The organism is Xanthomonas sp. NCPPB 1638 (assembly GCF_041475635.2).
GTDB classification, from domain to species: Bacteria; Pseudomonadota; Gammaproteobacteria; order Xanthomonadales; family Xanthomonadaceae; genus Xanthomonas; species Xanthomonas cucurbitae.
Window position 1 is genome coordinate 1,777,818 of sequence record NZ_CM192984.1, and the last position, 23,106, is coordinate 1,800,923.

The 23,106-nt window shown below is 62.5% G+C and carries 7 protein-coding genes and 2 pseudogenes; 8 read left to right on the plus strand and 1 reads right to left on the minus strand.

Features of this window, described 5'->3' with window-relative positions; translation table 11 throughout:
* Window positions 1–14: 14 nt before the first annotated feature.
* The 8 genes and pseudogenes from ACCQ13_RS07740 (at window position 15) to ACCQ13_RS07775 (ending at window position 22,373) form a co-directional block, all read left to right on the plus strand.
* Window positions 15–14,024, plus strand: a complete 14,010-nt coding sequence (locus tag ACCQ13_RS07740) for a two-partner secretion domain-containing protein (RefSeq protein ID WP_372372370.1) — start codon at window positions 15–17, stop codon at window positions 14,022–14,024.
* Window positions 14,025–14,936, plus strand: a complete 912-nt coding sequence (locus tag ACCQ13_RS07745; protein WP_372372371.1) for a hypothetical protein — start codon at window positions 14,025–14,027, stop codon at window positions 14,934–14,936.
* Window positions 14,937–15,163: 227 nt separating this feature from the next.
* Window positions 15,164–17,647, plus strand: a pseudogene (locus tag ACCQ13_RS07750) (hemagglutinin repeat-containing protein); the annotation flags it as partial.
* A 167-nt stretch (window positions 17,648–17,814) separates the two neighbouring features.
* On the plus strand, window positions 17,815–18,777 hold the full coding sequence (locus ACCQ13_RS07755; protein ID WP_159406422.1) for an IS1595 family transposase: 963 nt from the start codon (window positions 17,815–17,817) through the stop codon (window positions 18,775–18,777).
* Window positions 18,778–18,802: 25 nt separating this feature from the next.
* Entirely contained in the window at window positions 18,803–20,017 is a 1,215-nt protein-coding gene (locus tag ACCQ13_RS07760; RefSeq protein WP_372372372.1) for an RES family NAD+ phosphorylase, read from the plus strand.
* The gene (locus ACCQ13_RS07765; RefSeq protein WP_372372373.1) at window positions 20,014–20,277 is read left to right on the plus strand and encodes a hypothetical protein; all 264 of its coding nucleotides are present in this window, start codon (window positions 20,014–20,016) and stop codon (window positions 20,275–20,277) included. The genes ACCQ13_RS07760 and ACCQ13_RS07765 overlap by 4 nt, the downstream gene beginning before the upstream one ends.
* Window positions 20,278–20,551: 274 nt before the next feature.
* Entirely contained in the window at window positions 20,552–21,670 is a 1,119-nt protein-coding gene (locus ACCQ13_RS07770) for an ISL3 family transposase (RefSeq protein ID WP_506185131.1), read from the plus strand.
* A 34-nt stretch (window positions 21,671–21,704) separates the two neighbouring features.
* A complete protein-coding gene (locus ACCQ13_RS07775) occupies window positions 21,705–22,373 on the plus strand; it encodes a hypothetical protein (RefSeq protein ID WP_372372375.1) in 669 nt (222 codons plus the stop codon).
* An 83-nt stretch (window positions 22,374–22,456) separates the two neighbouring features.
* Here ACCQ13_RS07775 and ACCQ13_RS07780 read toward each other — a convergent pair.
* Window positions 22,457–23,098 (minus strand): annotated as a pseudogene (locus ACCQ13_RS07780) (IS3 family transposase); the annotation flags it as partial.
* Window positions 23,099–23,106: the final 8 nt, after the last annotated feature.

Below are 23,106 nucleotides of genomic sequence, written 5' to 3' on the forward strand. Positions count from 1 at the left end.
GCCAGAGAGAAACGATGGACATCCAAGCGTTGAGCGTGCGTGGTGACGTGGCCGAACAGAGCAAGCGCGCCTTGGCGCTGCTGCTATGCGTCACCATCACCTGGACATCGTTCCCGGCATGGGCGCAGGTCGCGCCAACGCCCAACCCCGGCGGGCAGACGCCCGGGCAACAGGTCGCCGCCAACGGCGTGCCGGTGGTGGATATCGTGGCGCCCAATGCGCGCGGCATCTCGCACAACCGCTACACCACGTTCAATGTCGGCCCCAATGGGTTGATCCTCAACAACAGCGCGCAGATCTCCAGGACCGAGCTGGGCGGCTATGTGGCCGGCAACAACAATTTGCAACGCAGTGGCGCGGCCTCGCTGATCCTCAACGAGGTCACCTCGACCGCCAGCCGCCTGCAGGGCTACACCGAGATCGCCGGCGCCAGGGCGCAGCTGGTGATCGCCAATCCCAACGGCATTTCCTGCGACGGCTGCGGGTTTCTCAACACCTCGCGCGTCACCCTGACCACCGGCACGCCCACGCTGGGCGCCGATGGCACATTGAATGGCTTCAGCGTCACCGGCGGTGCGCTGACGATCGGCAGCAATGGATTGGACGCGTTCAACGTGGACCGCCTGGATCTTCTGTCGCGGCAACTCAATGTCGGCGGGTCGATCTGGACGCGGGAACTGCTGGCCAACGCCGGCACCGGCCGCATCAGCTACGACGGCATGCTGCTGGACGTGTTGCCCGGTAGCGATGGCGCAGCGCCGTCGATCGGCATCGACGTGGCGCAGCTGGGCGGAATGTATGCCGAGCGCATCCGCCTGATCGCCACCGATGCAGGGGTGGGCGTGGTCAGCCGCGGCACCCTGGCGGCGCAGAGCGGCGATCTGCAGATCGACAGCGCCGGCCAGGTGAGCCTGGGCGGCACCGCCGTGGCGCGCGATGGCGTGAGCATCCGTGCGGCCGGTGCGTTGGAGCAGGCCGGCATGCTGGGTTCGCAGCAGGGCGATGTGATCCTGCGCTCGGCGCGCATGCGCCTGGCCGGCGATCTGGTGGCCGCCGGGGCACTGGATGCGCAGGCCAGCGGGCTGCTGGTGCATGCCGGGCGCAGCAGCGCCGGGTCGATCCGTCTGTTTGGCTCGGAACTGGACGCCGATGGCAGCCTGCATGGCGCCGGTGCGTTGGAACTGGGCGCCGATGGCCTGTTGCGCAGTGGTGGTGTTGCCTATGGCGGCACCGGCGCGCGCCTGCGCGGTGGGCGCATTGCGCTGTCCGGTACCTTGCAGAGCGGCGCTGCGATCGCGTTGGAGGCGCAGACCATCGAGGCGCTGGGCACGCTGGATGCCGCAAGCGTATTGCGCTTGGCTGGTGGCGGCGATGTGCGGCTGGGCGGCTTGGCACAGGCCGGGCAAGGCATCGAGGTGCAGGCCGCAGGCCGCTTGACCGTGCAGGGGCAGGTGATTGCCGCCGATGCGCTGGCAGTGACCGCCGGTGCGCTCGAGATCGCACCGCGCGGTGCGCTCTCTGCAGGCGCGGATCTGGACCTGCGCAGTACCGGGGCGCTGCAGACCGCCGGCAGCGTCTACGCGGCGCGCGATCTGCGGGTGCAGGCAGGCAGCATGACCAGCACCGGCAGCATTGCCGCGGCGGGTGATGTGCAGGCAGCCGTTGCCGGCAGCCTGACCAATGGCGGCAGCATTGCCGCCGGCAACGCCTTGCGCGTGGACGCCGCGCAACTGGACAGTGCCGGCGATATCGGCAGCCAACGCGGCGACGCCACACTGCGCAGCCGCGCCGGCCTGCGCTTGAGCGGCAACACGGTGGCGGGCGGAACGCTGGCCGTGGATGGCGGCACCGACGTGCAGGTCGCCGGCACCCTCAACGCCGCCAGCGCCACCCTTGGCAGCGGCGGCACGCTGGCGGTGTCCGGCACGCTGCAGAGCACCCGCGGCGCGACCACGCTCGTCAGCGCTGGCGATCTGCGCACCGACGCGATGCTGCGTTCGGCCGGCGCGATCAACATGCAGGCCGGTGGCGCCCTGCGTCAGCGTGGCCAGCTCCACAGCGACGGCACGCTGCAACTGCGCGCTGCCAGCATCGATCACGCCGGTACGATCGACGCCGGCGGCGGCCTGCGCATCGCCAGCGCCACCGATCTGGCCCTGGACGGCACCGTGCAAAGCGCAGGCGCCGTCTCGATGCAGGCGGCAGCAGCGCTGGACAATCGCGCGAGCGTGGTGGCAGCCGGTGTGCTGCAGGTGGCGGCAGGATCGCTGCGCAATGCACAGGGCGCTGCGTTTTCGTCCGATGCCGACACGCTGGTGCGCACCAGCGGCACGCTGGACAACGCGGGCAGCCTGTATGCCGGCAATACCCTGCAACTGGCGGCCGGCACGCTTCTGCAGAGCGGCCGCGTCGGCGCAGGCAACGCGATTGCCGCGACGGCAAGCGGTGCGTTCGACAACACCGGCACCATCGTCGCCGCCAATACGGTGCAGATCGATGCGGCCAGCCTGCACAGCAGCGGCCAGCTTGGCAGCGAAGCGGCCAGCGTCAGCCTGGCCAGCCAGGGTGACATGCACCTGGAAGGTGTTGTTGCAGCGGCCACTGCGCTGCAGGCCACCGCCGCTGGCGACCTGCAACAGGCCGGTGTGCTGAAGGCGCGTTCGCTCGCCCTGGCGGCCGGCAAGGACCTCACCGTTGCCGGCAACGTGCAGGCAGCGCAGGCGCTGGATCTACAAGCGCAGCAGACCTTGAGCTTCGCCGCACAGGGCCAGGTGCAGGGCGATGCCTCGCTGCGTGCAGGTAGCATCGTCACCCACCAGGACGCGGTCTTGCAGACCGGCGGTGCGCTGACGCTGCGAGCCGATGCCATCGACAGCCGCGGCAAGCTGGATGCGGGAAGCGACCTGCAGATCCGCAGCCAGGGCGAACTGGCGCTGAGCGGCGTGGCGCAGGGCGGCCGCGACGTGACGGTGACGGCCGCCACGGCCGTGACCAATGCGGCGCATGTGGTCGCAGGCCGCGATCTGACGGTGCAGGCGCAGCGACTGGAAAATACCGCCGCCGGTGTGCTGGCAGGCGAGGGCAACCTGGCCCTGACCACCTCGGCGCAGCTCGATAACGCCGGCCGTGTGCAGGCCGGTGGCGACGTGCGCCTGGTCGCCGATCAGCTGGATCAGAGCGGCAGCGTGTCGGCCGGCAAGACCGTGCAGGTGGCGGTGGCCGGCACCCTGGACAATCGCGGCAGCCTGGCCGCCAGGCAGGCGCTGCAGGTCGAGGCAGGCACACTGCGCAGCAGCGGGCAACTGGGCAGCGAGCGCGCCGATGTCGGCTTGAGCAGCGGTGATGCGATGCAATTGGGCGGTGTCGTCGCCGCCGCGACCGCGTTGCGGGCCACGGCCGCTGGCGACCTGCAGCAGCGCGGAGCGCTCAACGCCCAGTCGCTCGCCTTGCAGGCCGGCCGCGACCTCACCATCGATGGCAACCTGCGGTCGGCCTCCACCCTGGACCTGCTGGCGCAGGGCACGCTCGCGTTGAACGGGCAGGCCTCCAGTGCCGCCGATGCAACCATCGGCGGTGCCCGCGTGCTGACCGATGCCGCGGCGGTGCTGCAGAGCGGTGCGGCGATCAACGTGAACGGCGGCGCCATCGACAGCCGCGGTGCGTTGGATGCCGCAACCGATGTCGCCCTGCGCAGCGCAGGCGATCTGGCCTTGGGCGGGGTGGTCCAGTCGCAGCGCGATGTCTTCTTGACCGCCAACGGCACGCTGCGCAACGCCGCCCAGGTCATCGCCGTACGCGATCTTGCCGTGCAAGCGGCCAGTGCCGCCAATGCCGCCGACGCGACGTTGGGAGCACAGCGCAACCTGCGCATCGAGATTGCTGGCGCACTGGACAACGCCGGCACCCTGCATGGCGAGCATGGGCTTGCCCTGTCCACCGGCTCGCTGTTGCAGCGTGGACGCCTGTACAGCGGCGATGCCCTGTCGATCGTTTCCACGGGCGCATTCCAGAACCTCGGGCAACTGGTGTCGGGCCAGAACCTGAGCATCACCGCCGACAGCATCCTCAGCACCGGGCAACTCGGCTCGGTCAACGCTGCGCTCACCCTGACCAGCCACAACGCGATCGACCTGCAAGGCGTGGTATCCGCTGCCACGGCGGTGCAGGCCACCGCCACGGGCGATCTGAGCCAGGCCGGCACGCTGACCGCGCGCACCGTCGCCCTGCAGGCCGGCCGCGATCTCAACGCAAACGGCACGCTGCAGGCGACAACCACGCTGGAATTGCAGGCGCAGCGCGCCCTGGCCCTCAACGGGCAGGCGCAGGCCGGCAGCACTGCCGCGTTGCGCGGCGACAGCATCGCCACCGGCACGGCCGCCGTGCTCAAAAGCGGCGGGCAGATCACCCTGGATGGTGTCGAAATCGACAGTCGTGGCACGCTCGATGCCGGCAGCGACCTGCGCCTGCGCAGCACCGGCGCCTTGGCGCTGGCAGGCGTGGCACAGGCCACGGGCGATGTGGAACTCACTGCCAATGGCAGCCTGCGCAATGCCGGCCAGGGAGTTGCCGGCCGTGATCTCTCGGTGCAGGCCAGCGCGATCGACAACGCGGCCGGGGGCGCCCTGGCCGCCGAGCGCGGCCTGGTCTTGACCAGTGGTGCCGTGCAGAGCGCCGGCACGCTGCAGAGCGGTGGCGACCTGCAGATCACCGCCGCCAGCGTGACCCAGACCGGTAGCGCGATCGCCGGCAAGGCGCTGAGCGCCGACGTCAGCGGGCTGCTGGACAACCGCGGCAACCTGATCGCCAAGGACGCGCTGCGCGTGGAGGCGGGCAACCTGCGTAGCAGCGGCCAGCTCGGTAGCGAAACGGCCAGCGTGACGCTGAGCAGCCGGGGCGACAGCGTGCTGCAGGGCGTGGTTGCCGCAGCCACCACGCTGCAGGCCACGGCCGCTGGCGATCTGCAGCAGGCCGGCTCGCTCAAGGCGCATGCGGTCGCATTGCAGGCCGGGCGCGATCTCACCGCCGCCGGCACGCTGCAATCGGCAACAGGGTTGGACCTGCAGGCCCAGCGCAGCCTGATGTTCAAGGGGCAGGCGGCCAGTGCCGGCAACGCCAGCCTGCGTGGCGCCAGCATCGCCACCGCGCAAGCGGCGGTCTTGCAGAGCGGCGGCGGCATCACCCTGGATGGCGCGGCGATCGACAGCCACGGCGCGCTCGATGCCGCCAGCGATCTGGCGTTGCGCAGCACCGGCAGTCTTGCCGTCGCCGGCGTGGCGCAGGCCGATCGCCATGTGGTGCTGAGCGCCACAAGCGCGATCAGTAACGCCGCCCAGGTCGTGGCCGGGCAGGACCTCACCGTGACCGCCGCCAGTGCGGGCAACAGCGGAACCGGTGTCCTGCTGGCCCAGGGCAACACCACCCTGTCCATCGCCGGCCTGCTGGACAATGCCGGCGCGGTGCGTGCAGGCAATCAACTGACCCTTGGCGTCGGTGCGCTGCGCCAGACCGGCCAGGCATACGGCGTGAGCGGCCTGGGGCTGACTGCGGCCGGTGCGGTGGACAACCGCGGCGGCCTGATCGGCGGCAACGGCCTGCGCGTGGAGGCCGACCAGCTCAGCAGCAGCGGGCAGCTGGGCAGCGAGCGCGGCGCGGTCGCCTTGACCAGTCGCGGCAACCTGCAACTCGATGGCAACCTGGCGGCGGCAGGCGCATTTTCCGCGCAGGCCGGCGGCACCCTGGCGCAACGTGGCAGCCTCAGTGCGGGCAGCACGCTGGAGCTACGTTCCAGCGGCGATCTCAGCGTGGCCGGGCAGCTAGCCGCGCAACAACTCACGCTGACCAGCGATGCGGTGCTGCGCCAACAGGGCGTGGTCAGCGGCACCACCGTGGGCCTGCAGGGCGCGCGCATCGAAAACGCCGGCCAGACCACCGCCACCGGCGAGTTGAGCCTGCGTGCGGGCGACATCGCCATTGCCGGTATCGTGGGTGCAGGCATCGCCGGCGATGGCAGCCTGGGCAGTGCCGGGACCTTGCGCCTGGTCGCCGACCGCCAGCTGAGCGCCTCCGGCACGCTGCTGGCAGGTGGCAATCTGCTCGCGCACGGCAACCAGCTGCAACTGGCCGGCGCCGATACCCGCGCCACCGGCAACGTGGCGCTGACCACCACTGGCAGTCTCGATCATCGTGGCGGCGATCTGCTGGCGGGCGGCACGCTGACCATCCAGGCCGGTGGCGGCATCGACAACAGCCAGCTCAACGGGGTCGGCGGGCAGCTCCAGGCCACCCAGCTCGGCATCGATGCCGGCAGTTTGAACAATGCCGGCGGCCGCCTGGTGCAGAGCGGCACCGGCGCGACCCGCATCGGCCTCGCTGGCGCGTTCGACAACACCGCCGGCACGCTGGCCAGCAATGGGCAGGACCTGACCCTCACCGCTGCCAGTATCGACAACGCGCAGGGCCGCATCGAGCATGCCGGGGCCGGCACGCTCGCAGTCACCAGTCGCGGTGCCCTGGGCAACGTGGCGGGGCGCCTGCTCACGCAAGGTCAGCTGACCCTCGGCGCCGCCGGCACCGTGAACAACCAGGCCGGCACCGTTGCCGCTGCAGGCGATGCAAGCCTGAACGCGGCCAGCCTTGCCAATGTCGGCGGGTCGATCGCCGCACGCGCGCTCTCGATACAGAGCGGTGGTGCAGTGGACAACCGCAGCGGGCTGCTGCAGGCCAGCGGCGGTGCATTGAACGTGCGCGCCGACAGTCTTGCCAATGCGGGCGGCACGGCGCAGGCCGTGACCAGTGGCGGTGCGGGTGGCGGTTTGCGCATCGAACTCAATCGAGGCTTGGACAACGGCAACGGCCTGATCGGTGCAAGCACCGACGCGGTCATCATCGCAGACAACCTCAGCAACGCAGGTGGCAGCCTGCAGGCCGCACGCGACCTGAGCATCACCGCACGCGGCCAGCTGGACAATCACCAGGCCGGCAAGCTCAGTGCCGGGCGCGATCTCACCGTTGCGGCGAGCGGCGCCTTGCTCAACAGCGGTGGCCAGCTCGACGCGGGCAATGCGCTCACTGCTTCCGGCGTGCGCATCGACAATACCCAGGGCAGCATCGTCAACAACGGTGGCGGCTTGACGCGCATCATCACCGGCGGCGCCCTGACCAACGGCAACGGCAACCTGGGCGGGCGCGGCAGCGTGGTTATCGATGCGGCCTCCATCGCCAACACCAGCGGGCAGCTGGTCGCTGCCGGCGATCTGATCGCCAACACCAACAGCATGGATAATCAGGGCGGCAGCGTCTACGCCGGCGCCAACGTCCTGTTGCAGCGTGCGGGTGCGTTCCTCGACAACCGCAATGGCAGGATCAAGGCCGAGCAGTCGGTACAGCTCTGGCTGCAATCGCTGAGCAATGCCGGCGGGCAGATCGGCGCCGGTAGCGTCAGCGGTGGGGCCGGCAACGTGCTGATCGATACCGTTGGTTTCGACGGCGGCGGCAGCATCCTGGCGCAGAACCTGCTGGATCTGACGCTGCGCAGCGACTACACCCATCGCGCTGGCGCGGACCTGGTCAGCAATGGCGATTTCAACCTGCGCGTGGGCGGCAACCTGGTGAACGAGGCCACGCTCAAGGCCGCGCGTGCGCTGGAGATCACCGCCAGCACCATCAGCAATCGCGCCGGTGCCAGCATCCTTGCCAACGTCACGCGCCTCAACGGCGGCAACCTGATCGACAACGCCGGCAGCCTCTCCGGCAACGGCGCGTTGTCGCTGGTGGCCAACAACCTCTACAACACCGGCAGCATCGTCGGCGGCAATGTGGCGGTGAATACCGGCACCCTGGTCAATGGCGCCGATGTCGGCGGTGCGACCGACAACGCCGCCTACGGCTCGGCCTTGCTCGGCTCCACCGGCAACATGAACCTGATCGTGCGCGATCAACTGCTCAACCGCGATGCGCGCATCTTCAGCCTGGGCAATATTGCCATTGGTGGCGCGCAGGATGCCGGTGGCACGCTGGTAGCCCGGACCGGGGTGGTGAGTAACCTGTCGGGCAGTATTGAGGCCGATGGGAATGTCTTGATTGCGGCTGGTCAGATTAACAACCGGCGGCGAATAGTTGACGCGAAAACCGGTCCGCTGACTGATGCCGAACGTACTGCGGCAAATGCAGGGATGCCTGAAGAAGTGATCCGCAGCGACCCTCGCCCTGGGACGTCAGGAGCAGGAGGTATTCGTTATGAGGGCCACGATCCTGGCGTCTATCGCACCTACAACGTTCTTGAGCGAGAGCAACTTGTCTCTGCAAGTGCTGAAGGGCGCGTCATTGCCGGTGGCAACATCGGATTGTCAGGATATGTAACCAATAACGCTTCAACCATTGCCGCCGGTGGTGCTCTGCTCATCAATCAGCGCGGTGTAAATGGTCTCTCAGAAGGAATGCTTGCGGCCACCGACGACGCACTCAATCAAGCGCTAGCGTTAAGGCAGGTCACGGAATACACAGACACCGAGTACAGAGCACGCGCCGTGTTCAACGATTGCATGCTGCGTCAGGGTCAGCGGGTCGTGTGTTACTGGGAAACCGATGAAAGTGTTGTCGGATCAGGTAGGTTGGACAACAGTTACGTCGCCCTTGGCGCCAGCATGACCGGCGGCCAAGGCGTCAGCATCAACGGCGCCACGATTACTAACGGTGCGGTCGGTATCGACGGGCGCGCGGTGAGTGGCGCGTCGTTGGCCGCAGTCGGCACGCAAGGCGGGTTGAGCGGTCGCGGCAGGCAGAGCGCAGCCACGGCAGCACAGCAGGCCGTGACCGGCCGCGCCAACAGCGGTGCCAACAGCATCCGTGTCGCGACGGGCACCTCCGGCAGCACGGGTGCGCAGGTCGGCGCCAACACACAGGACGCCACGCTGGCTGCCTCCGGTGGCATCGTCGCCACGTCGGTCGCGCCGGTCATGTCCAACGACAATGGCCTGGGGCGCAGCACGGTCGATCAGGTCGCGGTGCAGACCACGGCGGCCGGTACCGGCATCGTCGTAGGTGCCACCGAGAGCCGGATGCGCGTGGATCCGGCGACCATTCCGGTGACCGATCTGGTAGGTGGTGGGCAGACCTCGCTGAGCCAGATCGACCTGCCCATCGGTGGGCTGTATCGCCTGTCCAATGGCACTGCTACCGACCGCACCGCCATGGGTCGCGCAGCCACCGGCCTCGGCGGCATCAACGCCTGGCGCAGCAATGGCCCTGGTCGTCGTTACCTGATCGAGACCGACCCGCGCTTCGTCAACTACGACAACTTCATCAGCAGCGACTTCCTGCTGGACAAGCTGGGCGTGGACCCGGAGTGGACCCAGGCCCGGCTGGGCGATGGCTTCTACGAGCAGCGCCTGGTGCTGGACCAGATCACCCAGCTCACTGGTCGTCGCTACCTGGCCAACTACGCCGATGGCGTGGCGCAATACCGCGCCTTGCTGGAATCCGGCGTGGCCGCCGCAGGCCAGCTGCAGCTGAGCATGGGCGTGGGCCTCACCGCCGCGCAGGCGGCGGCGCTCACGCAAGACATCGTGTGGATGGTGGAACAGGACTACCAGGGCCAGAAGGTGCTGGTGCCGGTGGTGTATCTGGCTTCCAACTCGTTGCAGCTGCGCGGCAATGGGGCGTTGATCGCTGGCGGCAACGTCGCGCTCAACGCCACCAACGGCCTGAGCAACCAGGGTGTGATCGCCGGCGCCGATGTCAGCCTCACCGCCGGCAACCTGCTCAACCAGGGCCGCATCAGCGGCACGGGTACCGTGGCACTGCAAGCGCGCAACGACTTGCTCAATCAAGGCCAGATCCAGGGCCGCGATGTTGGGCTGGCGGTGGGCAACAATCTGGTCAGCGAAGCGGCCAGGGCCCTCAATGGCGCCGGCATCCTGTCCGGCATCAGTGCCAGCAATACATTGCAACTGTTCGCCGGCAACGACATGACGCTGACCGGCACCCGCGTGCAGGCCGGCGGCAGCGCAGCGTTGATTGCAGGCAATACCCTCAGCCTCACCCCCAGCGCGTTGCGCAACGACAACGGCCTGCTGCGCGGCGGCGATGCCGTCTCGCTCATCACCGGCAAGGACCTGATCGTCTCCGCCGGCAACGACCTGCAATTGCATGGCGTGACCATCACTGCCGGCGGCAGCGCCGCGCTGCAGGCGGGCAACAACCTCTCGCTGACCCCGACCACCGGTTTGGACGGCAAGGCCGGCACCCGCACCACCATCAGCACCGGTAACAGCCTGCAGCTGAGCGCTGGCAATGACCTGACCATCCGCCAGGCCGAGGTCAAGGCCGGCGGCGACCTGATCGCCGCGGCCGGCAACAACCTCAACGTCGCGTCGGTGCTCAACGACAGCCAGACCGACAGCTACGCCACCCGCACCGGCAAGACTGGCGTCAGCACCACCACGACCACGCAGACCATCGACCAGCAGGCGCTCACTGCCGGCGGCAACCTGATCCTGAGCGCCGGCAACGACGTCAACCTGGTGGCGGCCAAGCTGGACGCCGGCAAGGGGTTGGGCATCAGTGCCGGCAACGACATCAACGCCAGCACGCTGACCACGGTGGACACCAGCACCACGCAAGAAACGCGCAAGCGCTTCAAGCAGACCACCAGCACCCGCGACGACACCGTCCACGGCACCGAGTTCACCGCCGGCGGCAACCTCGCCATGCAGGCGGGCAACGACATCACGCTCACCGCTGCATCGGCTGCTACCAAAGAGGGCGGTATCACCCTGGCCGCCGGCAACAACGTCAACCTGCTCGCCGCCAGCGAGCAGCACGATGTCGTGCAGGACATGACCCAGAAGAAGAAGGGCACGTTCAGCAGCAAGAACACCACCACGCATGATGCGTGGCAGGACAACGTGGCCGTCACCACCACCCTCAGTGGCGACACGGTGCAGATTGCGGCGGGTAATGATCTGCTGTCACAGGGCGCGCAGGTCGCAAGCACCGGCGATGTGGTATTGGCCGCCGGCAACCACCTCACGCTGGACACAGTGCAGAACACGCACAGCGAAGAGCATGAGAAGACCGTCAAGAAGTCGGGTCTCTACAGCGGTGGCGGATTCAGCGTGGCCTTGGGCGTGACCAAGAAGACCGACGGCCTGGAGGTCACCGAGGTCAGCAACACCGGCAGCCTGGTGGGAAGTACCGACGGCGCGGTGACGATGACTGCCGGCAACAAGGTGTCCATCACCGGTAGCGATGTGCTGAGCGCCACCAGCACTACCATCGTGGGCAAGGACGTCACGATTGCTGCAGCAGAAAACACCGTGGACACGGTGCAGAAGTCCAAGCAGCAGAGTGCGGGTATTACCTTAGGGTTGACCGGCGGGGCTGTGGATGCCGCCCAGGCGATCTACGGCGCAGCCAAGCGTGGATCGGAGGTCGAAGACGATCGTTTGAAGGCGCTCTACGCCGCCAAGGCGGGCTATGCGGTCAGCGACACCGTGGGCTTGGTCAACAATGGCCTGAAGGGCTACGACGGCCAGGCGGTTGCCGGAAACATGACAAAGACCGGTGCCGCCGCAGCGGATGGCGCGCAAGGTGCGGCGAATGCGGCGGGGGTAAGCTTGCGCCTTGGTATCGGTGCCAGCAGTTCGTCGAGCAAGACCAGCACGCACGAGGAAACCACCGGGGGAAGCCGCATCCTCAGCAACGGCGATATCACCATCGCCGCGACCGGCGGCGATCTCAACGTCATCGGCAGCAAGATCGCTGGTGAAAACGTGGCCTTGGCTGCTGCAAACAATCTCAACCTGCTGAGCAACAAGGAAACCAACACCACCAAGTCGGAGAACAAGAACGCTGGTGGCGAGATCGGGATCAGCGTCGGCGCGGTCACGGGGTATTACCTGTCGGTGTCTGCGGGCAAGGGCAGTGCCAAGGGCAATAGCGATCTACGCACGGAAAGCATCATCACGGCCAACGACACCTTGACCCTGGTCAGCGGCAACGACACCACGATCCAGGGCGCACAAGCCATTGGCAACAAGGTGTTGGCCAATGTTGGCGGCAACCTGCTGGTCAAGAGCGAGCAGGACACCAACGAATACAAGAGCAAGCAGCAACAGGCCAGCCTGACGCTGGCGACCGGCTCGGGCAGCGGCGGCAGCTACAGCCAGCAGAAGGTCAACAACAGCTATACCGGCGTGACCGAACAGAGCGGCATCCAGGCCGGCAATGGCGGCTTCGACATCACCGTGGGTGGCAACACAGCTTTGGTCGGTGGCGCGATTGCCAGTGCAGCCGATGCCAGCCGCAACCGGCTGTCCACCGGCAGCCTGACGGTCGAAGACCTGCAGAACAAGGCCGAGTACAAGACCAGCGGCGTGTCGGTGGCCGGCGGCGCGGGCAGCAGCATGGCCAGCGTGGCCATCGGTGCCGGACTGAGCCTGCTGGGCAACGCCAGCGACAGCTCGAGCAGCACGACCAAGAGCGACATTGCCGCCGGCACGATCCAGATCCGTAACGGAGACGCATCTGCGCTGGCAGGGTTGGATCGTAGTGCGACCGAGTTGCAGCAGTCTGGGCTGAAGGAGATTTTCGATCAGAAGAAAATGGCCGACCAGCAGGAACTGATGGGGCTGGCTGGGGCGATTGGGTTTCGTGCAGCGGGTGATGTTGCCTCGGCCATGTACCAGAAAGCCCAGCTTGATCTGGCCAGTGCGCCAGATCAAGTGTCGAAAGCTCAGGCACTGGCACGTCTGGAGGCATGGAGCGACGGTGGTACGAACAAAATTTTGCTGCATGGCTTGACTGGTGCGGCGATTGCTGCGCTCGGTGGCGAAAACGTTCTACAGGCAGGAGTTGGCGCTGCGGGTGCTGAGGCAGCCAAGGCGGCGATGTCGGATTATCTGGTCAAGAACGGCGTCAGCGACCCGGCAACTTACAACGCACTTATGGAGCTAGGAAGTGCGGTGCTTGGCGGTAGTGCGGGTGGGCAAGTTGGCGCGGCGACCGCGCTAGCGGGAGATCAGTTCAATCGGCAGCTGCATCCGGATGAAGTGACATGGATTCGCCAGAACGCTGAAGCGTTCGCATTGCAGGAAGGCATTAGCGTCAGCGAAGCGAAGCAGCGTCTGATTGTGGAAGCTGCGGCGCAAGTGGATGCAGTGATCGCAAAGAAAGTCGGTATCGACAATATCGACACAGAAGCGCTAGCGTTTCTGAATTCAAACGAAAATGAATACAAGTGGGGTCAGGCCTTCAAGGCAACCGGTGATGAGTATGCAAACTTCCACCAATATGGAAATTCTCTTGCGAATAATCCTGGTCAATTTCGCGAGGTATATAACGCTCTCGGCGCATCTGGAATAGCAAAGGACTCCTTGCAGCAGCTATATCAAAGTGAGCTTTTGGCTTGGTCTACTGCGACGCGTGGGTCGGACGGTGTGGCCATGCTCGAGACGTTTACCGGTGATGTCGGCATGGTGGCAGGCATTGTCCGAAACATTGCTCAGGGCGACCCCCAGGCTGCTGGCACGAGTATCGCGCTTGCGGCGATGCCTACAATTGTAGGTAAGACAGTTGGCCCTCTGTTACGTCCACTAGCAAAGGCGACCGAAGAAACGCTCTGGTTGAACGGAAAGGTCATCAGTAGCACTTGGCTAAACGCCAAAAGCGAACTGACGTGGATTAATCCACTCACTGGTGCGAAGGAGGTAGTGCCGGCCACGGCTAAGATACATGTGGATCATGTGTTGCCACAGAAGGCTATCAAGGAAATTGAAGGTTTTGATTCTTTGCCCAAAAGCGTTCAGAATGAGATCTTGAATGACCCGGCTAACCTGCAGCCTATGGTTAAGTCAGCAAACTGTTCGAAGGGGTGTCGAGTGGAGACTGAGGATGCTGGATGGGCGACGTGGAATGGAGTGCCTGTCAGTGCAGAGTACAAGGACTACTTGGAAAAAGCGCAAAATGGATTTAGAAGTGAGATCCTAAAGATCATTGAGGCAAATCGTACATCTGGAGGTAGGTGAGTGAATGTGTCGCAAAAAGAAAGTGTGAGCGAATGGGGTGCGGTAGGTGTCTCAGAAAAAGAGCTTCTCGAGCGATTTAATGGGGGGGTATATAATAAAATTGATGAAGTGAATGGCAATTATGATTTTCTGAAATTTTATGATGAGAGGGGACGGAAAAATCTTGATTATTCAGGGGTTTTGATGCGCGGAAGGGATTGGGTTTTGGAGCCTTTGAAGTCATTCCAGCCATTTTCTTATTCAGCATTTAATGAATTGTGTGGCGATCTTTTTATTGGAATAATGTTGATTAAAGACTTGGTGAATCCAGAGGGTCATCGCCTGCCCGTGGAAGCTTTATTTTTTAATGTTAGCGGCCGCATGGTTGAGATTTTTCCCACCTTTCCGGGTTCGACCTACGAGGACGGCAACGACTGCTTCGGGTCTTTGCTCAGCTTGCCTGACGGCTTGGCGAAGTCTTGGTTGTGGCGGACCGATGGCTGGCGTATTCCGGGAAGTGTAGGTGAAGGTCCTATGAGTAACCGTCAGTTGATTGGGCATCCTTCATCGAGGTGGAGGGATGCAGATAACTATTTGGATAGCCTGGGTAAAGGATGGAAGAGGAAGTATCTGCCGAAGATCAAAGAGCTATTTCCCGATGCAGTGACCGATATAAACGGTGTCAAAAGAATTAAGTTTAGATGTTTTTTGGATACGAGGCCGGCAGGCGTCGGTGGTCCAGAGGGAGACCAGTTCTTTGTTTGCTCCACCCGTCAGGATCAGGTGGTCTATCATGTTCATAAAGGAGATGTTGAAAATTTACGTGTGTTGCGTGATCCGGAGGATGCGATAGATCGTTATTGCGCTCATGTATTGCGCCGCAAACCGGGTCAATTCGACTTCAGCGAGTGGAGCGAACCATTTCATCCTTGATGGTGGGACGGTTGTGGATTTGATGCTGGTTAGATGTGGTCTCGTAGCACTGGACCAAGTAAGTAAATTGCTTCTGGAATTTGCTCTTTGAAAAATTAGTAATAGCCCGCTCAGCAACTATGCTCTGTCGATGTGGTTATGATTGGCACAGTTCTAGCCGTCGATCTGATCGCCAAGGCAGGAGTCTGTAAATTGCAGCGTCTGTTTGTCGCCTGCATCGACAATGTGGCACCGCCACTGATCGCATCGCCATGGGCCGCGCGGCAACCGGTATCGGTGGCATCAACGCCTGGCGCAGCAAGGGCCCTAGCGGTCGTTATCTGATCGAGACCGACCAGCGCTTCGTCAACAATTATGACAAGCTGGACGCCGGCAAGGGGCTGGGCATCAGCGCCGGCAACGACATCAACGCCAGCACGCTGACCACGGTGGATACCAGCACCACGCAAGAAACGCGCAAGCGCTTCAAGCAGACCACCAGCACCCGCGACGACACCGTCCACGGCACCGAGTTCACCGCCGGCGGCAACCTCGCCCTGCAGGCGGGCAACGACATCACGCTCACCGCTGCATCGGCTGCTACCAAAGAGGGCGGTATCACCCTGGCCGCCGGCAACAACGTCAACCTGCTCGCCGCCAGCGAGCAGCACGATGTCGTGCAGGACATGACCCAGAAGAAGAAGGGCACGTTCAGCAGCAAGACCACCACCACGCATGATGCGTGGCAGGACAACGTGGCCGTCACCACCACCCTCAGTGGCGACACGGTGCAGATTGCGGCGGGTAATGATCTGCTGTCGCAAGGCGCGCAGGTTGCCAGCACCGGCGATGTGGTGTTGGCCGCCGGCAACAACCTCACGCTGGACACAGTGCAGAACACCCGCAGCGAAGAGCATGAGAAGACCGTCAAGAAGTCGGGTCTCTACAGCGGTGGCGGATTCAGCGTGGCCTTGGGCGTGACCAAGAAGACCGACGGCCTGGAGGTCACCGAGGTCAGCAACACCGGCAGCCTGGTGGGAAGTACCGACGGCTCGGTGACGATGACTGCCGGCAACAAGGTGGCCATCACCGGTAGCGATGTGCTGAGCGCCACCAGCACCACCATCGTGGGCAAGGACGTCACCATTGCTGCAGCAGAAAACACCGTGGACACGGTGCAGAAGTCCAAGCAGCAGAGTGCAGGCATTACCTTAGGGTTGACCGGTGGGGCTGTGGATGCCGCCCAGGCGATCTACGGCGCAGCCAAGCGTGGATCGGAGGTGGAAGACGATCGTTTGAAGGCGCTCTACGCCGCCAAGGCGGGCTATGCGGTCAGCGACACCGTGGGCTTGGTCAACAATGGCCTGAAGGGCTACGATGGCCAGGCGGTTGCCGGAAACATGACAAAGACCGGTGCCGCCGCAGCGGATGGCGCGCAAGGTGCGGCGAATGCGGCGGGGGTAAGCTTGCGCCTTGGTATCGGTGCCAGCAGTTCGTCGAGCAAGACCAACACGCACGAGGAAACCACCGGGGGAAGCCGCATCCTCAGCAACGGCGATATCACCATCGCCGCGACCGGCGGCGATCTCAACGTCATCGGCAGCAAGATCGCTGGTGAAAACGTGGCCTTGGCTGCTGCAAACAATCTCAACCTGCTGAGCAACAAGGAAACCAACACCACCAAGTCGGAGAACAAGAACGCTGGTGGCGAGATCGGGATCAGCGTCGGCGCGGTCACGGGGTATTACCTGTCGGTGTCTGCGGGCAAGGGCAGTGCCAAGGGCAATAGCGATCTACGCACGGAAAGCATCATCACGGCCAACGACACCTTGACCCTGGTCAGCGGCAACGACACCACGATCCAGGGCGCACAAGCCATTGGTAACAAGGTGTTGGCCAATGTTGGCGGCAACCTGCTGATCAAGAGCGAGCAGGACACCAACGAGTACAAGAGCAAGCAGCAACAGGCCAGCCTGACGCTGGCGACCGGCTCGGGCAGCGGCGGCAGCTACAGCCAGCAGAAGGTCAACAACAGCTACACCAGCGTGACCGAACAGAGCGGTATCCAGGCCGGCAATGGCGGCTTCGACATCACCGTGGGTGGCAACACAGCCTTGATCGGTGGCGCGATTGCCAGTGCAGCCGATGCCAGCCGCAACCGGCTGTCCACCGGCAGCCTGACGGTCGAGGACCTGCAGAACAAGGCGGAGTACAAGACCAGCGGCGTGTCGGTGGCCGGCGGCACGGGCAGCAGCATGGCCAGCGTGGCCATCGGTGCCGGATTGAGCCTGCTGGGCAATGCCAGCGACAGCTCGAGCAGCACGACCAAGAGCGACATCGCCGCCGGATCGATCCAGATCCGCAATGGGGATGAATCTGCGCTGGCAGGTCTGGATCGCAGTGCGACCGAGTTGCAGCAGTCTGGGCTGAAGGAGATTTTCGATCAGAAGAAGATGGCCGACCAGCAGGAACTGATGGGGCTGGCTGGGGCGATTGGGTTTCGTGCAGCGGGTGACTTGGCGAGCAGCATGCAAGAGCGGGCGGCACTCGATCTTGCCTCGGCAAGAGCCATCGGGGACAAAGCTGCGGAAGCGGATGCGTTAGCTCGCATAAGCAGCTGGGGTGACGGAGGGACAAACAAGGTCTTGTTGCATGGCCTGACAGGCGCGGCCGTTGCTGCATTGGGAGGAGAGAGTGCAGTTGGAGGCGCTCTCTCCGCTGCAGGCTCTGAGAAAGTCAAACAGGTCATGACTGATTATCTTGCCAGTCAAGGTGTCGAGCCTGGTAGCAAAACCTTTAATAGCCTGACCTGATTAGCCCCATTCCTCAGCCGGTAGTTGCAGGATTTGCGACGGGTCGGCTGGACAATGGCCCCACTTGAAGGCAACGGAGGTGGGGCATGGGTATCAACATCGTGCAGTTTCAGCCTGGATTGTCGATGACAGAGTTCGTGGATCGTTACGGAACCGAAGCCAAGTGTTATCGGGCCTTGTATCGGTGGCGCTGGCCGAATGGATTTCGCTGCCCGCAATGCGAAGGCCGCGCGCGCTCGCGCTTTCGACGCGATGGGCAGGTGGACTACCAGTGCCGTGCGTGCCGGCATCAGACCACCTTGCGTGCTGGCACGCTGTTTCAGTCCAGCAAGCTGCCCTTGCGCTTGTGGATGCAGGCGATCTACCTGCTGACATCCAGCAAGACCAACCTGGCGGCGCTGGAGTTGAAGCGGCATCTTGGAGTGAACTACAAGGCGGCCTGGCGCATGAAGCACAAGATCATGCAGGCGATGGTCGAGCGCGAAGAACCGCGAAAACTCAGCGGATTTGTGCAAATCGATGACGCGTACCTTGGCGGCGAACGCACCGGAGGCAAGCGCGGACGAGGCTCGGAGAACAAACAGCCGTTCGTGATCGCAGTGCAAGTGGACCAGAACAATGAACATCCTACCTTTGCGGTGATCGAGCCGGTGAAGGCTTTTGACAACGCCTCGCTGAAGGACTGGATCGAACGGCGTCTGGAGCCGGAATGCGAAGTTTACAGCGACGGATTGGCTTGCTTTCGCCGTCTGGAGGAGGCTGGGCATGGCCACACCACCCTCGATACCGGCGGTGGTCGTGCCGCAACCGAAGTCCAGGGAGCACGTTGGTTGAATGTGGTGCTGGCCAACGTCAAACGTGCCATCAGCGGCACCTACCATGCGGTGCGCCAAGCCAAGTATGCGCGGCGCTACCTGGCCGAAGCAGCCTATCGATTCAACCGCAGATTTCGTCTGGAACAGATGCTGCCGCGACTGGCGACGGCGCTGATGCGCTGCAAGCCTTGCCCAGAGCGAGTTTTGCGCATGGCAAGCAACTTTCTTGGCTGAGGGATGGGGCTAATCAGGTAGCCTGATGGAGGCCGGTAGTGCAGCCATAGGTGGTGTTCTGGGTGGCACTACGGGAGCAGGCATTGCGGTTGCAGGCGATCGTTTCAATCGGCAGCTACATCAAGATGAGGTCGCGCGAATCAAAGAGCTGGCCGGCGACGATCCCAAACGCCAAGCTGAGCTAATTGCAGCTAGCTGTGCGCTTGTTAAATGTTCTTCACAATATGAAGTGGGCACGGAGGAGTACACCTACTGGGTTGGAATTGAAGCGCTGGGGAGTAAGCCAGAGTATCAGCAGGATCGCGAGTGGTTGGCCAGTCAGACCAATGGTGAGCTGATTTATACGGCTGGAAATGGTCTGCCGGTCACAAGGAATCTATTTGATTACGGCTGGGCAGACGCCACGACAGATTGGGGTTCGCGGAATTTAATCGGCCCGCGTGTTGCTGGTGGCCTTCAGACGGCTGGCGGGCTCGCGCAGGTCATAGGTGGTATTGAAGCCTGCGGAACTTTGTTGGGATGTGCAGCGATGCCGTTTTTGGTTTTTTCTGGATACGACAATGCGAGCGCCGGGTTCGATCAACTGTTGAGCGGAAAACGGCAAAATACTTGGGGTGGATCTGCAATACAAAAGCTTGGATTTGAGCCTGAGACGGCGGAATTAATTTATGGAATGACACAGTTGGCGCCTACGGCCATACAAGCCGTTGCTGTCAATAGGGGAGTTAATCTAGAGATTGCGGCAAATGCTTGGGTGCGTGGTACATATACGGGAGACAGTTTTTCGGCTTATTCAGGCGATCTTTACAGATACACTCGCCCTGAGTATGCGGAGAAAACGTGGGAAATTTATGCCGGGAATGTAGCGCAAAATCATAGGTACTCTCCTCCAGGTGTGGGGGCAATATATGCCGGAACAACTTCTCAGACTGCCGCTGCGGAGATTGCAAGTTATTCTGCCCTGGAAGGAACAGTTCTTGTTTCAAGGAAATTTTTTGTACCAAATGTTTTGGATTTGACTGATTCCATTACATTAAAGGCGCTTGGTTTAAGTAAGGATCAAATTACAAATTCTATTCACGGAGCCGAAGCGTATGTGATTCCACAAAGAATCAGTGGGTGGGCAAGGGGTCAAGGATACGAAGGTATACTTGCTCCTTCCGCCCAAAGGCCTAATGGAGTTAATATGATTTCATTTGATGATCTTTTGATGAAGGGCGACAAGAGTGGGAATCCATGACTAATCAACAGGATTGGGAGAATTTTGTCGTAGCGATCTCATCCGAGTGGGAGTTGAATGATATAACTGTCGAGCTTCTCAAGCTTACTAATGATGAGAAAATGTCGGTTGCTATATGGACCTGCTTGCGTTCGCATTCTTTGGCGTGGATGTTCCAAGGTATTCCGATCGCAGATGGACGGAGGCCAATAGATTTATTGAAAGATGAGGCAGGGAGAGATGAGTTAAGGTGGCTGCTCTTGTCGAATCCGTGGTGGTGAATTTTTAGCTTAATATAAAAGGCTCATCGCGGATTCGTGTGGGTGCCTTGAGGCCCCTGAAGCTGCGTTGAGCCTTGGAAACAGTCCCTTCCCGCCATCCCAGAAGGTGGTGCATCCTGTGCTGACTTCTTGACGCGGTGTTCTGCATGAAAACGGGCTGTCGGCTGAGCGCGTTGTTTTCCTTCCCCGGCTTCGCGGCGGGGTCCACGCTCAAGGGCGTGTTCGGCGCCCCGAAAGCGCGGATCGTGACCTTGCGGCGCCGAAAAAAACAGCCGTGTGCTCCAACTGTGGCCATCGGTGTCGTAGCCGCTACGACAAGCGCCTGTGCCGCGCCCGCGACTTGCGGGCGGCCGGCTGGATGCTGTTCGTGGAGTTCGAGCGCTGGCGAGTCGATTGCCCGGGGTGCGGCGGCGTGCACGTAGAGCGGCTGGACTGGCTGGCCAAGAATCCGCGCTATACCGAGCGATTCGCCCTGCATGTGGGCAATCTGTGCCGGAGCATGACGCACAAGGCCGTGGCTGAGCTGGAGCGCCTGCACGACAGCACGGTCAAGGAGCTGTCCAAGCTGTACATGGCCGAGCAGGTGCGCCGGGCGGGGACGCCGGCGCCGCGCGCCATCGGCATCGACGAGATCGCGATCCACAAGGGCCATGACTACCGCGTTGTGGTCAGCGATCTGGAGCGCGGCCGACCGATCTGGTTCGGCGGCAGTGGGCGCACCGAGGCGGACATCGACCAGTTCTTTGCCGAATTGGGCCCAAAACGCAGTGCCGGCATCGACGTCGCGGTGATGGACATGTGGCGGCCGTTTCGCAACTCGGTGGGCAAAAATGCGCCCAACGCCAGTATCGTGTTCGACAAGTTCCACATCGAGCGCTACCTGTCCGACGCGCTCGATCAGGTGCGGCGCGACGAATACAAGCGCCTTCAAGGCCAGGATCGCAGTTACATCAAAGGCCAGCGTTACACCCTGCTGAGCAATCGCGAAAACCTCACCCTGGACGGTCGAAAGGCGCTCGCCAAGCTGCTGGCGGCCAACAAACGTCTGAACACGGCGTACCTGCTGAAAGAGTCCTTCGGACAGCTGTGGAGCTACCGCACCGAGCGTGGTGCACGGGAGTTCTTCGAACGCTGGAAGCAGAGTCTGCGCTGGCAGCGGCTTGCGCCCTACCAGAAGTTCGTGGGGATGATCGAGCGGCACTGGGACGGCATCGCGGCGTACTGCAGGCCGGAGAACAAGGTCAGCCTCGGCCTGGTGGAAGGGCTCAACAACAAGATCCGGGTCATCCAGCGCAGCGCCTACGGCTATCGCGACGAGGAGTTCCTCAAGCTCAAGATCATCGCCAGCTTCCTGCCCGCGTTACCCGAAAACGCTCGATTGCACCCACAGTGATCCGCGAAGATCCAATAAAAGTAAGGACTAGAGAATGAGTTCAGAGAAATATATTAGAATTCTGAGTTGTAGTTCGGCGTCTACTGACATACAGAGTCGTTATGTTCGTTGGCACGATGTTCTCCAAGATTTGGATGTTCCGTGGGGAATGCGTGGGGTAGATATAAAAAAAGTTAAACCATCTCCGTCAGGTCATATTGGTGTCACCTATAGGATGAATAAGGGCGTAAAGAGCTTTGGTGTCGATTTCTATCAAGATCGGCTGGACATGGATAGTGAGATGGGGGTTGCTTTTGATGCAGCTAAGTTTAATGGCAGTCTTGATTATGTGTGGGACGTTGTAATTCCAAAATATGTTGAGGCTATGCATCCTTACAAGTTGACTGTTGAAGATTCTCGCTTGCTTACTGAGCAGGGAGCACTTCTTCGCGAAATGCCTTATGCCGAAAGGATGGCTTATAGGAATAGGATCAAGAGCGAAAGAGATCAGTTGAGAAATGTATGGCAAGTGAATTACTGGGCAGGGCAACAGTGTAAGAACTATTTTGGAATTTCTCCAGAAGCAGTCGTTTCAAAGTTGTCGGGACATGTTGTAAAAGCAATCCTCCTTGGCGGCGGACCTTATATAATATACTCCTACGATGTTATGGGTCCCGAGGATGTGGCTGTAATAGATCCTGTCATTCGTAAATTGCTCATTTAAGTACCTCCCAGAGTATGTTGGTTGAAAATTCGCCGCAGATGAAAGAGAGGCCGACGTCCGCCCGTCCTGAGTAGCGGCCGGGTTTAGAGTCCGGGGCTAATGATATCGGTGTTTGCCAGATGTTGGGCATACGCGGAGGGCGTCATACCGCCAATGGCTTTTTTGGGTCTCTCCTCGTTGTATTCGCGTCGCCAGCGCTCGATTTCGGTGCGCGCATGCAGCAGTGTCGGGAACCAGTGTTCGTTGAGACATTCGTCGCGGAGTCGGCCGTTGAAGGATTCGACGTAGGCGTTTTGGTTTGGCTTGCCGGGTTGGATCAGCCGCAACTGCACGCCACGGGCATGCGCCCAGGCGACCATTGCCTTACCGCAAAGCTCCTTGCCGTTGTCAGTGCGGATCACCTGCGGCAAACCGCGACTGTGGGCCAGTCGGTCCAGCACGCGCGTCACCCCGTGGCCCGAGATTGCGCGCTCCACCTCGATGGCGACCGCTTCGTGCGTGGCGTCGTCCACGATCACCAGACACTTGATCGCCCTGCCTTCGGCGGTGCGGTCGAACACGAAGTCCATCGACCACACCTGGTTGGCCTGCGCTGGCCGCAACAGCGGCTGACGCTCGCCCATTGGCACTTTCTTGCGCTTGCGGCGGTGGACTTGCAGCTGCTGCTCGCGGTACAGCCGCTCCACACGTTTGTAATTCACGATGCGGCCTTCCTGTCGTAAGCGTCCGCCAA

Excerpts from the sequence above, each read along its gene's own strand:
- ACCQ13_RS07765 (WP_372372373.1), top strand. The coding sequence starts at position 20,014 with ATGACTAATCAACAGGATTGGGAGAATTTTGTCGTAGCGATCTCATCC.
- ACCQ13_RS07740 (WP_372372370.1), top strand. The coding sequence starts at position 15 with ATGGACATCCAAGCGTTGAGCGTGCGTGGTGACGTGGCCGAACAGAGC.
- ACCQ13_RS07775 (WP_372372375.1), top strand. The coding sequence starts at position 21,705 with ATGAGTTCAGAGAAATATATTAGAATTCTGAGTTGTAGTTCGGCGTCT.
- ACCQ13_RS07755 (WP_159406422.1), top strand. The coding sequence starts at position 17,815 with ATGGGTATCAACATCGTGCAGTTTCAGCCTGGATTGTCGATGACAGAG.
- ACCQ13_RS07760 (WP_372372372.1), top strand. The coding sequence starts at position 18,803 with ATGGAGGCCGGTAGTGCAGCCATAGGTGGTGTTCTGGGTGGCACTACG.